This is a genomic window from Bradyrhizobium sp. CCGUVB4N (assembly GCF_024199945.1).
GTDB lineage: Bacteria > Pseudomonadota > Alphaproteobacteria > Rhizobiales > Xanthobacteraceae > Bradyrhizobium.
This window is the reverse complement of sequence record NZ_JANADP010000001.1, coordinates 7133437-7145993: the sequence shown is the minus strand read 5'-3', so window position 1 is coordinate 7145993 and position 12557 is coordinate 7133437. Positions and strand designations below refer to the sequence as shown.

Here is a 12557-nt window from a genome sequence, read left to right as displayed (position 1 = left end):
CGTGATTCGTTCGGGCCGCGTTCCGTTCGTTAAGGCGGAGCGCGGCCCCGTTGCATTTTGAGACAGAACCAAACCGTCAGGCCACGCCGGAATGCTTCACGCGCGGCACGCGCCAACCAATGACGGTGGCTTCCACCGGGACGCCGGCCGCGTCATTCTGCCAGCGGCCCTCGACATAGCGGCAGGCGAACGGCAGTTGATATGTCCCGCTGTGATCCTCACACAGCACCTCGACCGGCAGGCCAGGTGGTGGCTCTCCGGCGCCATCGAATTCTGCCAAACGTCTATCGCGCGTTGCCATTCCAAAAATCTCCCCTAATCAAAGCCGCGGAAAGAGCGCCTACTTCTTCCGCGTGCGGTTCACCGCTCCCCGTCCAAGGGAACAAGCCAAGCTCATCGCGAGAATGCGGTGCGAGTGTGGTAGCTTCGGGAAGGCGCGCGCAATCGGCGCACATTGCCGTGATTAATTTGAAGAGGAACCTGGATGCTGTGCCGGATCGCTGCCGTGTGTTTCGCCATGTTACCGCTCGTCGCGCATACGCCGGCGCTGGCGCAGGACGTGCCCGGCATCGAGATCTGCACGGTGGAGAAGACGATGGAGCGGCGCACCAGTTGTCTCCAGAGCAATGTCGATTTCCTCCAGAAGACCATCAGCAAGCTCAATCTCGATCACCAACAGAAGATCGACGCTGCCAACCGCCAGATCGACACGCTGAAGGTGACGCTTGCAGGCTTGCAGAAGACCATCGGCGATCTGCAGACGGCGCAAGTGAAACAGGCGGAGGATCTGAAGAAGAAGCAGGACGCGCCGCCGCCGAAGGATGCTGCGAAGTAGCGGCAGCGATCACGCCACGCGGTAGCGCTCGATCACGCCGCGATCGGGATCAAGGCCGAGTCCCGGGCCCGTTGGTACCGCGACATGTCCGGTCGTGTCGACATCGGCGCGGCCGCCCCAGAGGCAGGCCTCACGCCTGAGATAGAACATCTCGACAAGCCCGTCGTCGCGCGTCGCCAGCAGATGCAAGGTCGCCAGCAGGCCCGGACCAAAGTAAGGGGAATGCGGGACGATCTTGACGCCGCGCTGATCGGCGAGCCGCGCAACCTTCAGAAATTCCGTGATGCCGCCGACCTTGATCACCGACGGCTGCGCATGGCTCACGGCACCCGCATCCATCATCTGGCGGAATTGATATTCCGTGCAGGCATTCTCGCCGGCCGCGACGCCAAGTCCACCTTTGCTGCGGACCTCGGCGAGCCCAGCAAAATCCTCCGGCGGCCAGACCGGCTCCTCCAGGAACATCGGCTGCGCGTCCTTGCACGCTCCGGCGAAAGCGATCGCCTGTTCGGCCGTGAGCGGACAGTTCATGTCGACCATCAGCGGGATACCGGGCCCGATCGCCTCGCGCGCGGCGAACACCGCTGGCGTCGTGGTCTCATGCAGCTTGATGGCGCCATAGCCGAGCGCGAGCGCCTTCCTGCATTCGCCGGCGATGTTCTCGGGCGAGCCGATCCGCAGCAGGCTCGCGTAAGCGGGAATCTTTGCGCGCTTCGTCTCGCCGAGCAGGCGATGCACCGGCACGCCCTCGATCTTCGCGGCAAGGTCCCACAGTGCGATGTCGAGCCCTGAGATCGCGAACATGGTGATGCCGTAGCGGCCGAACAGATGCAGGTTGCGCTGGATCTGCTCCATGGCGGCCGGAATGCCGGCCGCGTCGGGCACCTTCAGCCCGCGCGCCTGCGGCGCGATCATCTCCTCGACGGCGCTCCGCGTGGTGGCCGGGCAGACATAGGCGAAGGCATCGCCCCATCCCGTCAGCCCGGCATCGGTCGTCACCTCCACCAGCACCATGTCGAGGGCTGAGATGGCGGATGCGCCCTGGCGGAAGCTCGCGACACCGGCGTCGTAGGGAATGCGGATATGGTGCGCCCGCACATCGGTGATTTCCATGACGCGGTTCCTCCATGCTTTCTTTGAGCGGTTCCAGACAGTGTAGCTGCGAATATCGGGGCGTTGCCACTGGCCATTCCCGGACTATCCTCATGCGCAGACCGCAATGCCGATCAAGCGCGCTCCGGCGGCGGCGCGCATCATGGCCGTGCTTCGAACGAGAGCTTAGTCACCATGAACCCAGCCCAGCGCGCGCTCTGGTACATCGAAAGCCATCTGGCCGAGCCGATGACGCTCGACGAGATCGCTGCGATCGGTGGCGTGTCGCGGTTCCACATGGTGCGTGCGTTTGCCGCAGCCACCGGTTATCCGGTGATGCGTTACGTGCGCGCACGGCGGCTGAGCGAGGCGGCGCGCAGCCTTGCCAGGGGAGCGCCGGACATTCTGTCGCTGGCGCTGGAGGCGGACTACGGCTCGCACGAAGCATTCACCCGCGCGTTCCGCGACCAGTTCGGCACCACGCCCGAAGCGGTGAGGGCGGCGACGTGCACCCACCATCTCAAGCTTCAGGAGCCGATCCTCATGGACTCCACCCTGTCAGACAATCTCAAAGCCCCGCGTTTCGAAACCGCAAAGGCCATTCTCGTCGCCGGTCTCGCCGAGCGCATCTCCTGCGACAACGGCGCCATCATCCCGGGGATGTGGGCGCGCTTCCACCAGGAGGTTGCCGACATTCCCGAGCGCATCGGCAACGTCGCTTACGGTGTCTGCTGCAACGGCGATGATTCCGGCAATTTCGATTACATCGCCGGCGTCGAGGTCGCTGACTTCTCCGACCTGCCACGCGGCTTCGGCCGCATCCGCATCCCCGAGCAGCGCTACGCGGTGTTCACGCACGCCGATCACGTCGCTTCCATCAGGCGCACCGTCAATGCGATCTGGAATCAATGGCTGCCGGGGTCGGGCCACAAGGCCGCAGATGCGCCGAACTTCGAACGCTACGACGAGAAGTTCGATCCCGTGACCGGCAATGGCGGCTTCGAAATCTGGGTGCCCATCAAAGAATAGCATGATCCGGACCCGAAGGGCCGCGTTAGCGCAAAGTGCAGAGCGGTTTTCCGAAAAGATCATGCTCAAACAATAGCGCAAGGCGCGATGCCCTCATCGCGCTTCGCGGCTGCAACGCAGCATTGCGCCCGCTTGCTTGGCAAGGGGGACCTGGTTTGTCATAACCGCTGGCAAAACTTGCCAGCGGGGCCCGTGCCGGACATCCCGAGCAAGCCATAACAAGCAGCCGGGAGAGTCCCCCAAATGTCCACTGCCACGCCCAATATCCGTGTTCTCGCCACCGACCTCGAATTTCCGGAAGGGCCGGTCGTGATGCCGGACGGCTCGGTGGTGCTGGTGGAAATTCGCGGACAGCGCCTGACCCGCGTTTATCCCGATGGTCGCAAGGAGGTCGTCGCGAAAGTGCCGGGCGGCCCGAACGGCGCGGCGCTGGGTCCCGACGGCAAGATCTACATTTGCAACAATGGCGGCTTCTCCTGGATCCCGACCGGCAAAATGATCATGCCGGGCCCGCAGCCCGAGGATTATCTCGGCGGCTCGATCCAGCGCGTCGATCTGCAATCCGGCAAGATCGAGACCGTCGTGACCAAATGCGGCGAGCACGATCTGCGCGGGCCGAACGATCTCGTGTTCGACAAGCATGGCGGCCTGTGGTTCTCCGATCTCGGCAAACGCCGTCCCCGCGAGATGGATGTCGGCGGCATGTACTACCTCAAGCCCGGCATGAAGGAGATCGTCGAAATCGTGCACGGCGTGCTGCCGGCCAACGGCATCGGCCTGTCGCCGGACGAGAACACCGTCTACATCGCGGAGACGCCGACGGCGCGGCTGTGGGCCTATGAACTCTCCGCGCCCGGCGTGCTCAAGCCGCGCGAGGTGATCTATCGCGGCGAGCGGGGCAAGCCGATCTGCGGCCTCGGCGGCTACCAGATGTTCGACTCGCTCGCGGTCGAGGCCAACGGCAATGTCTGCGTCGCCACGCTCGTTTCCGGCTGCATCTCGGTGATCGCGCCGGATGGCACCCTGGTCGAGCAGGTCCCGACCGGCGACCGCGTCACCACCAACATCGCCTTCGGCGGCCCCGAGCTGAAGACCGCCTACATCACGCTGTCAGGCAAGGGCGAGCTGATCGCCATGGACTGGCCGCGCGGTGGTTTGCCTCTCAATTTCCTAAACAAATAAACGGTGCTAGTTACCGTCATTGCGAGTGGAGCGAAGCAATCCAGGAATGCCGCCGAGGTGACAGTCTGGATTGCTTCGTCGCTTCGCTCCTCGCAATGACGCGACGCCGTACGTAAGGAGAGACTTCAATGCCCTGGCCTGATCCCATTACCCTGCGTGGACAGCACGCCCGTCTCGAACCGCTGTCGAAAGAGCACCGCGAGGGGCTGGTAGAGGCCGTGAAGGACGGCGAGCTCTACACGATCTGGTACACTGCGATCCCGACGCCGGAGAACGTGGCCAAGGAGATCGACCGCCGCTTGGGCCTCCAGGCCGCGGGCTCGATGCTGCCGTTCACCGTGTTCGATGCCGGCGGCAAGATCGTCGGCCAGACCACCTACATGAACATCGATGCCACCAACCGCCGCGTCGAGATCGGCTCGACCTGGTATGGCAAGAGCGCGCAGCGCGGGCCTCTGAACACGCAGTGCAAGCTGTTGCTGCTGACTCATGCTTTCGAGACGCTGAACTGCATCGCGGTGGAATTCCGCACGCATTTTTTCAACCACCAGAGCCGGCGCGCCATCGAGCGCCTCGGCGCCAAACAGGACGGCATTTTGCGCAGCCACCAGGTCGCGCCGAACGGCACGCTGCGCGACACCGTCGTGTACAGCATCACCGCGGCGGAATGGCCGACGGTGAAGGCGCATCTCAACTATCAACTCAACGACAAGCCGCGCTAGGGGCGGCCGGGGCACCATGGATAGATTTGACTATGTGATCATCGGCGCGGGCTCCGCCGGTTGCGTCCTCACCAGCCGGCTCAGCGAAGATCCCAACACCAGCGTCTGCGTGCTCGAAGCGGGCCCGAACGACTGGCATCCCTACATTCATCTGCCGGCGGGTTTCATCAAAACCTTCCACATGAAGAGCATCAACTGGGCCTACCAGCAGGAGGTCGGGCCCTACACCGGTGGGCGCAGCATCTACGCGCCGCGCGGCAAGACGCTCGGCGGATCGTCCTCGATCAACGGCCACATCTACAACCGCGGCCAGCGGATGGATTTCGACACCTGGGCGCAGATGGGCAATCGCGGCTGGGGCTATGCCGACGTGCTGCCCTACTTCAAGCGGCTGGAGAAGCGGGTCGGCGAGGGTGACAATACCTTTCGCGGGCGTGACGGCAACCTCACCGTCACCACGATGGATTGGCGCGATCCGCTCTGCGAAGCTTTCATGGAAGGCGCGGTCTCGCTCGGCATCCCCCGCAATCCCGACTACAACGGCGCGAAGCAGGAAGGCGTCTCCTACTGCCAGCGCACCATCGACAAGGGCCTGCGCGTCTCCGGTTCGACCGCCTTCCTCAAGCCCGCGATGAAGCGGCCGAACGTGCATGTGCACACGCATGCGCATGCGACCGAGATCATCTTCGAGGGCAAGCGTGCCGTCGGCGTGCGCTACACCAAGGGCGGCCGTGGCGGCACGCCGGTGGAAGTACGCGCCAACAAGGAAGTCATCCTCTCCGGCGGCACCTATAATTCGCCGCAGCTCTTGCAGCTCTCCGGCATCGGCTCGCCGGATTTGCTGAACGCCCACGGCATCCAGGTGCGTCACGCCCTGCCGGTCGGCGAGGGGCTTCAGGACCATTACGCCCCGCGCACCGTGGCGCGGGTCAAGGACATCAAGACCATCAACGAGCTGCGTCGTGGCTTCTCGCTGTGGATCGAGGCGCTGAAATGGGCGACCGCGCGCAAGGGCCTGCTCTCGCTGTCGCCGACCATGGTCTATTGCTTCTGGCACTCCGGCGAGAGCGCGGATTCGTCCGACCTGCAGCTCACCTTCACGCCGGCGAGCTACAAGGAAGGCGTGCAGGGCCAGCTCGAGGACGAACCCGGCATGACCGTCGCCTCCTGGCAGCAGCGCCCGGAGAGCCGCGGCTATGTCCGCATCCGCTCGAATGATCCCTTTGCGCCGCCGATCATCCAGACCAATTATCTCGACGCCGAGCTCGACCGCCGCGTCATCGTCGGCGGCATGAAGCTCGCGCGCAACCTGCTGAAGTCCGCGCCGCTCTCGCCTTACTATGCCTACGAGGATTTCCCCGGCCCCAACGTCAACACCGACGACGAATTCCTGCACGCCGCCACCGAACGCGGCACCACCACCTTCCATCCCGGCTGCACCTGCCGCATGGGCCCGGCGGATTCGTCGTGGGCGGTCGTCGACGACCAGCTCCGCGTCCACGGCCTCGAAGGCTTGCGCGTCATCGACGCCTCCGTGATGCCGCGCATGATCTCGGCGAACCTCAACGCCTCCACGATGATGATCGCCGACCGCGCCTCCGACCTGATCCGCGGCAAGGTCCCGATGGAAGCTGTGCGGCTTCCGGACGCAGCGGTGGCGTGAGGTAAACTTCGTAACTTCGTAGGATGGGTAGAGCGAAGCGAAACCCATCATCGTGCAGCACTCGTGGAGGCACGATGGGTCTAGCTGTGCTCTATCCATCCTACAAGATTTCGATGCTTATCTTAAGTTGTGCTATCATCAGGTATGACCTCCTATCGGCGCAATTTCGTCCCCGGCGGAAGCTTTTTCTTCACTGTCAATCTGCTCGACCGCCGGCAATCCCTCCTGACGGCGAACATTGACCTGCTGCGCGCGGCCTTTCGCGAAGTCCGTCAACGGCACCCATTCACCATCGACGCGATCGTGGTGCTGCCTGAGCATCTTCACACTGTCTGGACGATGCCCGACGGAGATGCTGATTTTGCAATGCGCTGGCGGCAGATCAAGGCGGCGTTCTCCCGCAGCCTTGTGACCAAAGAACCGGTTTCAGCAAGTCGCTCAAGCAAAGCGGAGCGCGGCATCTGGCAGCGTAGGTATTGGGAACACACCATTCGCGATGAGGAAGATTATGCTCGGCATATAGATTACGTGCACATTAATCCGGTGAAGCACGGCTTGGTCAATCGAGTCCGTGACTGGGCGCCGTCGTCATTCCATCGGCAAGTGGAGCTCGGCGCCTATCCGGAAGATTGGGCCGGGGATCTGTCACAATATGACGGCGATACCAAATTTGGAGAGCGAAGTTGAGGGGCCCTGAGCAAATCGAAACCCATCGGGCTTTAGCGAACGCAGCATAATGATGGGTTTCGCTGCGCTCTACCCATCCTACAAGTCCGGTCCTTACACTTCCCTTCTGCTCAAGAACGCCAGATATCATAGGGTGGGCAAAGCGACTTGTCCGCCGTAGCTCGAAGAGCGAAGGCGGAAGCGTGCCCACGCATCTTGCCAATCATTACCGAATGGTGGGCACGGCGCTTTGCGCCTTTGCCCTCCCTACGGCATTGTGCCCTAAACTTCCCGTCGGCTCAGGAACGCCAGCCGTTCGAACAGGTGCACGTCCTGCTCGTTCTTGAGCAGCGCCCCGTGCAGCGGTGGAATGAGCTTGCGCGGGTCGCGTTCGCGGAGTTGCTCGACGCTCATGTCTTCATTGAGCAGCAGCTTGAGCCAGTCGAGCAATTCCGACGTCGACGGCTTCTTCTTCAGGCCGGGCACCTCGCGCACCTCGAAGAAGATGCGCAGCGCTTCCTCGACGAGACGCTTCTTGATGCCGGGGAAGTGGACGTCGACGATGCGGCCCATCGTGTCGGCGTCGGGGAACTTGATGTAGTGGAAGAAGCAGCGGCGCAGGAAAGCGTCCGGCAGCTCCTTCTCGTTGTTGGAGGTGATCATCATGATCGGGCGCTGCTTGGCCTTGATGGTCTCGCCGGTCTCGTAGACATGGAATTCCATGCGGTCGAGCTCGAGCAGCAGGTCGTTCGGGAATTCGATGTCGGCCTTGTCGATCTCGTCGATCAGCAGCACCGGGCGCTGCTCGGCGGTGAAGGCCTCCCACAGCTTGCCGCGCTTGATGTAGTTCTTGATGTCGGAGACTCTGCTATCGCCGAGCTGGCTGTCGCGCAGGCGCGATACCGCATCGTATTCGTAGAGGCCCTGCTGCGCCTTGGTGGTGGACTTGATGTGCCAGGTCAGAAGCGGCGCGTTCAACGCCTTCGCCACTTCCTCCGCCAGCACCGTCTTGCCGGTGCCGGGCTCGCCCTTGATGAGCAGCGGGCGCTCCAGCACGATCGAGGCATTGACGGCGACCTTGAGATCGTCGGTCGCAACATAGTCCTTGGTGCCGGTAAATTTCATTGCGCGTCCTTGTTGGTCGTCGTCCCGGGAATTGCCAATGGCATTGCCGTGGTCACGACATGGGAACGGCCGCTCATGGCGGCCGTTCCTGGTTCGGTCAGGCTTTCAGACCCGTTTTATCAGCGAAAGGATGACGAGCACAATCACCGCGCCAACCGTGGCATCAATGATGGAGCCCAGCGTGCCCGTGGCGAGCGCGATACCGAGCTGCGGCAGCACCCAGCCCGCCACCAGCGCGCCGATGATGCCGACGACAATGTTGCCGATCAGCCCAAATCCCGCCCCGTGGACAATCTTGCCGGCCAACCAGCCGGCGATCGCGCCAATGATGAGCGCTGCGAGAATTCCCATTGCAAACGTCCCCAAAAAGACCCCTTGAGGTCCCCAATTGTAGAGCAAAAAGCCTGCCGGTCCAGCGCGCAGCGAAGGCCTCCGCCCCTTGACGTTCGCCACCCGACGGGCAATCTGTCACCCATGTTCCTGCAATTCTTTACGTCTCTGCGCGATGCGCAGGTCCCCGTGACGCTGCGCGAATACCTCACGCTGATGGAGGCGCTCGACGCCGATCTGTCGGACTATTCGGTCGAGAATTTCTACTACCTGTCGCGCACCTCGCTGGTGAAGGACGAGCGCAACCTCGACAAGTTCGACCGCGTCTTCGGCACCGTGTTCAAGGGGCTGGAAAGCCTGCTCGACGCCATGGAGAAGGCGGAGATCCCCGAGGAGTGGCTGAAGAAGCTCGCCGAAAAATACCTCAGCGAGGAAGAGAAGAAGCAGATCGAGGCCATGGGCTGGGACAAGCTCATGGAGACCCTGAAGAAGCGCCTCGAGGAGCAGAAGGGCCGGCACCAGGGCGGCTCGAAATGGATCGGCACCGCCGGCACCTCGCCGTTCGGCGCGCATGGTTACAATCCCGAAGGCGTCCGCATCGGCCAGGAGAAGAACCGCAACAACCGCGCCGTGAAGGTGTGGGACAAGCGCGAGTTCAAGGATCTCGACGGCAATGTCGAGCTCGGCATCCGCAACATCAAGGTGGCGCTGCGGCGCCTGCGCAAGTTCGCGCGCACCGGCGCACCGGACGAGCTCGATCTCGATACCACCATTCGCGAGACCGCCAATCACGGTTATCTCGACGTTCACATGCGCCCCGAGCGGCGCAATGCGGTGAAGCTCCTGGTGTTCTTCGACATCGGCGGCTCGATGGATTCGCATATCGAGCAGGTCGAGGAGCTGTTCTCGGCGGCGAAGAGCGAGTTCAAGCACATGGAGTATTTCTACTTCCACAACTGCCTCTATGAGGGCGTGTGGAAGCAGAACAAGCGCCGCTTCACGGACCGCACGCCGACCTGGGACGTGCTGCACAAATACCCGCACGACTACAAGGTCGTGTTCGTCGGCGACGCCTCGATGTCGCCTTACGAGATCATGGTGCCCGGCGGCTCGGTCGAGCACGTCAATGAGGAGCCCGGCTCGGTCTGGCTCGATCGCATCATCCGGACCTATCCGCACACGGTGTGGCTGAACCCGGTTGCCCAGAAGCACTGGGACTATTCGGAATCGACCACCATCATCAAACGCATCTTTGCCAACCGCATGTACCCGATCACGATCGAAGGTCTGGAGAGTGCGATGAAGGAATTGACGCACTAGCACGCGCGCCTGCGAACGACGACAAGAGGGAGAAGCATATGCCCCAGAACATCACCCGCGGCATCAAGGCGCTGATCGACGAGGCCAATGCCGAGATCGAGACGCTCACCGCCAGGGACGCCATCGAGATCTCCAAGAACGGCGACGTCGTCATCGTTGACATCCGCGACCCCCGCGAGATCGAGCGTGACGGCCGCATCCCCGGCGCATTCTCCTGCACGCGCGGCATGCTCGAATTCTGGATCGATCCGCAGAGCCCGTATGCGAAGCCGATCTTCCAGGAAGACAAGAAGTTCGTCTTCCACTGTGCCGGCGGCCTGCGCTCTGCGCTCGCGGCCAAGACCGCAAAGGACATGGGCCTGAAGCCCGTCGCCCACATCGCCGGCGGCTACGCCGCCTGGCGCGATGCCGGCGGTCCGACGGAGCAGTGGGAGCCGAAGAAGAAAGCCTGATTGAGTTTCAACTATCAGCCACACCGTCATGCCCGGGCTTGTCCCGGGCATCCACGTCCTCACCCGCTGACAGCAAGAACGTGGATGGCCGGGACAAGCCCGGCCATGACGACTGAGACAATTGCCGGAGCATGCCAATGACCACCCCCACCGATCCCCTCGTCTCCACGGAATGGCTCGCCGCCCACATCAACGATGCCAACGTCAAGGTGCTCGACGCCAGCTTCAAGCTGCCGGGCGTGCTGCCGCTGCCGAAGGATGACTACCTCGCCGCGCATCTGCCGGGGGCCGTGTTCTTCGACGTCGAAGCGGTGTCGGATCATTCTAACCCGCTGCCGCACATGTATCCGAGCGCCGAGCAGTTCGGCCGCGATGTCGGTCATCTCGGCATCTCCAATGCCGACACGGTCGTGCTCTACGATGCCGGCGGTTGGGTCGCTGCACCGCGTGCGTGGTGGATGTTTCTGGCCTTCGGCCACGGCAACGTCCGCATCCTCAATGGCGGTCTGAAGAAGTGGCGCGCTGAGGGGCGCCCCGTGGAGAGCGGCGAGGTGAAGCCGAAGCCCGCGACGTTCAAGGCGACTTACGATTCAAAGCGCGTGCGCAGCATGCAGCAGCTGATCGCCAACGTCGAAAGCCGTGTCGAGCAGGTGATCGACGCACGCGCTGCCGATCGTTTCGAAGGCCGCGCCCCCGAGCCGCGCGCTGGCATCCGCTCCGGCCACATCCCCGGCTCGCGCAACGTGCCTTATGGTCAGCTGTTTGATGCCGCGACCGGCACGATGAAGCCGCTGGACGATCTCCGCGCCGCCTTCACCGGCGCCGGCGTCAAGCTTGACGCGCCGATCGTGACGAGCTGCGGCTCCGGCGTCTCGGCCGGCGTGCTGACGCTCGCGCTCTATCGCCTGGGCGTCACCGACACCGCGCTCTATGACGGCTCATGGTCGGAATGGGGCCAGGAGAAGGGCCCGCCGATCGCGACGGGGCCGGCGTAACGCGTCGCGGCCCCACATCCGCCTTCGCTTCGGCGGACGAGAACGGGCGAGGTGAGGAGACGTTCAGCGCGTGCGCGAGGCCGTGGTGGCGAGCACCTGCTGCTGCTGTTGCTGCTGCATCTGTCGCTGCTGCATCTGCTGCTGCTGGATCTGCTGCTGCTGCTGCATCTGCCGCTGCTGGCCGAACGGATCATACGATTGCTGGAGCTGCTGAGGCGGCGGGCGCCGCACGATGCGGTGGCGCTTCTTCTTGAGCGCGCGCGGCTTGCTGTCGGGCGCGGCGCTGTTGGCTTTGGTCTTCGCCGGCGCGAGGTCGTTGAGCGCAGCCACCCTGGCTGCTGCAATGTCGCTGACGCGTGATGCCAGCGCTGGTGTTGCGGTTCGCGGCACGTCGGTGGCGCTCACGGCTGGTGCGGGCGTCGTCTGGGCCATGGAAACGGTCGTGTCAGCGGGGGTGAGTGTGTCGGCGGGGGCCGGAGCCGCAGCCTGGATCTCGGCTTGCTCAGGCGCCGGCACCTCGGTGGCGGGCGGAGCGGGCTCTGCAGGCGGCGCGACGGCGACGATCTCAGGCTGAGGCTCAGACTTGGGGTCAGGCTGGGCCTCAGGCTTGGGATCAGACTTGGGGGCAGGCTTGGGCTCAGACTGGACCTTGGCCTCGAGCGCCACGGCGGCCATCTGCTCGGGCGCAGTCTCGACCGCGGGCAGGCCGATACTCGGGACCTCGTTGCTCAGGGCTTGGTCCTGCATCGCGGGCGCCGGCTCATTGACGACCGGCGCGACCGGCTCCACGCGGAGCGCCGCGAGCACCGGCTGGGTCGGCTCGGAGGTCTGCGCGAACACCTGTTCCTGCGGGCCATTCCGCCAGGAGGGGTTGTTGACATACTGCTCGTGGCTCGCCCGCAGCAGCGAGGCGGCTCCCAAGCCGAACACCAGGATGGAGGCAGACAGCAGGATCGCGGCAAGCAGGAAGCGAAAGCCGGGAAGCATTGACGGGTTACGCGTTTCCGCCCCGGCGGCTGGCCAGGGCCCATGAGCCATCTGAACGCGGTGACGGTACTGATTGCCGCCTTCGCCACATGGGATCCGAGCTCAAATCGGTGGCGAATCAGGCTGATTCGACCATATCGCAACGTCTCCGCGCCGTTC

Annotated in this window: 14 protein-coding genes; 9 read left to right on the top strand and 5 right to left on the bottom strand. The window is 63.7% G+C overall.

From position 1 onward, the window contains the following. Positions 1 to 76: 76 nt before the first annotated feature. Positions 77 to 301 (bottom strand): hypothetical protein, encoded by a 225-nt coding sequence (locus NLM31_RS33210; protein ID WP_254133493.1) that lies wholly within the window; start codon positions 299 to 301, stop codon positions 77 to 79. A 183-nt stretch (positions 302 to 484) separates the two neighbouring features. Between NLM31_RS33210 and NLM31_RS33205 the strand changes: the two genes are divergently transcribed. Continuing rightward, a complete protein-coding gene (locus tag NLM31_RS33205) occupies positions 485 to 835 on the top strand; it encodes a hypothetical protein (protein WP_254194995.1) in 351 nt (116 codons plus the stop codon). 9 nt (positions 836 to 844) lie between these two features. On the opposite strand, the gene NLM31_RS33200 is transcribed toward NLM31_RS33205, so the two are convergent. Continuing rightward, complete coding sequence (locus NLM31_RS33200) at positions 845 to 1948, bottom strand: mandelate racemase/muconate lactonizing enzyme family protein (protein WP_254133491.1); 1104 nt, start codon at positions 1946 to 1948, stop codon at positions 845 to 847. Positions 1949 to 2122: 174 nt separating this feature from the next. On the opposite strand from NLM31_RS33200, the gene NLM31_RS33195 reads away from it, so the two are divergent. The 5 genes from NLM31_RS33195 to NLM31_RS33175 all read left to right on the top strand — a co-directional run bounded on the left by NLM31_RS33195 (position 2123) and on the right by NLM31_RS33175 (position 7210). Then, positions 2123 to 2956 carry an AraC family transcriptional regulator gene (locus tag NLM31_RS33195; protein WP_254133490.1) on the top strand — a complete coding sequence of 278 codons (834 nt, stop codon included), beginning with the start codon at positions 2123 to 2125 and terminating at the stop codon, positions 2954 to 2956. 243 nt (positions 2957 to 3199) lie between these two features. Beyond that, complete coding sequence (locus tag NLM31_RS33190; RefSeq protein ID WP_254133489.1) at positions 3200 to 4138, top strand: SMP-30/gluconolactonase/LRE family protein; 939 nt, start codon at positions 3200 to 3202, stop codon at positions 4136 to 4138. Between the two features lie 128 nt (positions 4139 to 4266). Further along, positions 4267 to 4860 (top strand): GNAT family N-acetyltransferase, encoded by a 594-nt coding sequence (locus NLM31_RS33185; RefSeq protein WP_254133488.1) that lies wholly within the window; start codon positions 4267 to 4269, stop codon positions 4858 to 4860. A 16-nt stretch (positions 4861 to 4876) separates the two neighbouring features. Continuing rightward, positions 4877 to 6523 carry a GMC family oxidoreductase gene (locus NLM31_RS33180; RefSeq protein ID WP_254133487.1) on the top strand — a complete coding sequence of 549 codons (1647 nt, stop codon included), beginning with the start codon at positions 4877 to 4879 and terminating at the stop codon, positions 6521 to 6523. A gap of 144 nt (positions 6524 to 6667) precedes the next feature. Then, entirely contained in the window at positions 6668 to 7210 is a 543-nt protein-coding gene (locus NLM31_RS33175) for a transposase (protein ID WP_254133486.1), read from the top strand. Between the two features lie 261 nt (positions 7211 to 7471). On the opposite strand, the gene NLM31_RS33170 is transcribed toward NLM31_RS33175, so the two are convergent. Both NLM31_RS33170 and NLM31_RS33165 read right to left on the bottom strand, forming a co-directional pair. After that, positions 7472 to 8314, bottom strand: coding sequence for a MoxR family ATPase (locus NLM31_RS33170; protein WP_063201884.1), 843 nt, complete (start codon positions 8312 to 8314; stop codon positions 7472 to 7474). A 105-nt stretch (positions 8315 to 8419) separates the two neighbouring features. After that, complete coding sequence (locus tag NLM31_RS33165) at positions 8420 to 8665, bottom strand: GlsB/YeaQ/YmgE family stress response membrane protein (RefSeq protein WP_254133485.1); 246 nt, start codon at positions 8663 to 8665, stop codon at positions 8420 to 8422. A gap of 123 nt (positions 8666 to 8788) precedes the next feature. Between NLM31_RS33165 and NLM31_RS33160 the strand changes: the two genes are divergently transcribed. The 3 genes from NLM31_RS33160 (at position 8789) to sseA (ending at position 11411) form a co-directional block, all read left to right on the top strand. Next, on the top strand, positions 8789 to 9964 hold the full coding sequence (locus tag NLM31_RS33160; RefSeq protein WP_254133484.1) for a VWA domain-containing protein: 1176 nt from the start codon (positions 8789 to 8791) through the stop codon (positions 9962 to 9964). A 38-nt stretch (positions 9965 to 10002) separates the two neighbouring features. Beyond that, positions 10003 to 10416, top strand: a complete 414-nt coding sequence (locus NLM31_RS33155) for a rhodanese-like domain-containing protein (protein WP_254133483.1) — start codon at positions 10003 to 10005, stop codon at positions 10414 to 10416. A gap of 137 nt (positions 10417 to 10553) precedes the next feature. Continuing rightward, a complete protein-coding gene (gene sseA, locus NLM31_RS33150; protein WP_254133482.1) occupies positions 10554 to 11411 on the top strand; it encodes a 3-mercaptopyruvate sulfurtransferase in 858 nt (285 codons plus the stop codon). A gap of 63 nt (positions 11412 to 11474) precedes the next feature. Here sseA and NLM31_RS33145 read toward each other — a convergent pair whose 3' ends face one another. After that, positions 11475 to 12398, bottom strand: a complete 924-nt coding sequence (locus NLM31_RS33145; protein WP_254133481.1) for a hypothetical protein — start codon at positions 12396 to 12398, stop codon at positions 11475 to 11477. Positions 12399 to 12557 lie beyond the last annotated feature (159 nt).

Excerpts from the sequence above, each read along its gene's own strand:
- NLM31_RS33210 (WP_254133493.1), bottom strand. The coding sequence starts at position 301 with ATGGCAACGCGCGATAGACGTTTGGCAGAATTCGATGGCGCCGGAGAG.
- NLM31_RS33205 (WP_254194995.1), top strand. The coding sequence starts at position 485 with ATGCTGTGCCGGATCGCTGCCGTGTGTTTCGCCATGTTACCGCTCGTC.
- NLM31_RS33200 (WP_254133491.1), bottom strand. The coding sequence starts at position 1,948 with ATGGAAATCACCGATGTGCGGGCGCACCATATCCGCATTCCCTACGAC.
- NLM31_RS33195 (WP_254133490.1), top strand. The coding sequence starts at position 2,123 with ATGAACCCAGCCCAGCGCGCGCTCTGGTACATCGAAAGCCATCTGGCC.
- NLM31_RS33190 (WP_254133489.1), top strand. The coding sequence starts at position 3,200 with ATGTCCACTGCCACGCCCAATATCCGTGTTCTCGCCACCGACCTCGAA.
- NLM31_RS33185 (WP_254133488.1), top strand. The coding sequence starts at position 4,267 with ATGCCCTGGCCTGATCCCATTACCCTGCGTGGACAGCACGCCCGTCTC.
- NLM31_RS33180 (WP_254133487.1), top strand. The coding sequence starts at position 4,877 with ATGGATAGATTTGACTATGTGATCATCGGCGCGGGCTCCGCCGGTTGC.
- NLM31_RS33175 (WP_254133486.1), top strand. The coding sequence starts at position 6,668 with ATGACCTCCTATCGGCGCAATTTCGTCCCCGGCGGAAGCTTTTTCTTC.
- NLM31_RS33170 (WP_063201884.1), bottom strand. The coding sequence starts at position 8,314 with ATGAAATTTACCGGCACCAAGGACTATGTTGCGACCGACGATCTCAAG.
- NLM31_RS33165 (WP_254133485.1), bottom strand. The coding sequence starts at position 8,665 with ATGGGAATTCTCGCAGCGCTCATCATTGGCGCGATCGCCGGCTGGTTG.
- NLM31_RS33160 (WP_254133484.1), top strand. The coding sequence starts at position 8,789 with ATGTTCCTGCAATTCTTTACGTCTCTGCGCGATGCGCAGGTCCCCGTG.
- NLM31_RS33155 (WP_254133483.1), top strand. The coding sequence starts at position 10,003 with ATGCCCCAGAACATCACCCGCGGCATCAAGGCGCTGATCGACGAGGCC.
- sseA (WP_254133482.1), top strand. The coding sequence starts at position 10,554 with ATGACCACCCCCACCGATCCCCTCGTCTCCACGGAATGGCTCGCCGCC.
- NLM31_RS33145 (WP_254133481.1), bottom strand. The coding sequence starts at position 12,398 with ATGCTTCCCGGCTTTCGCTTCCTGCTTGCCGCGATCCTGCTGTCTGCC.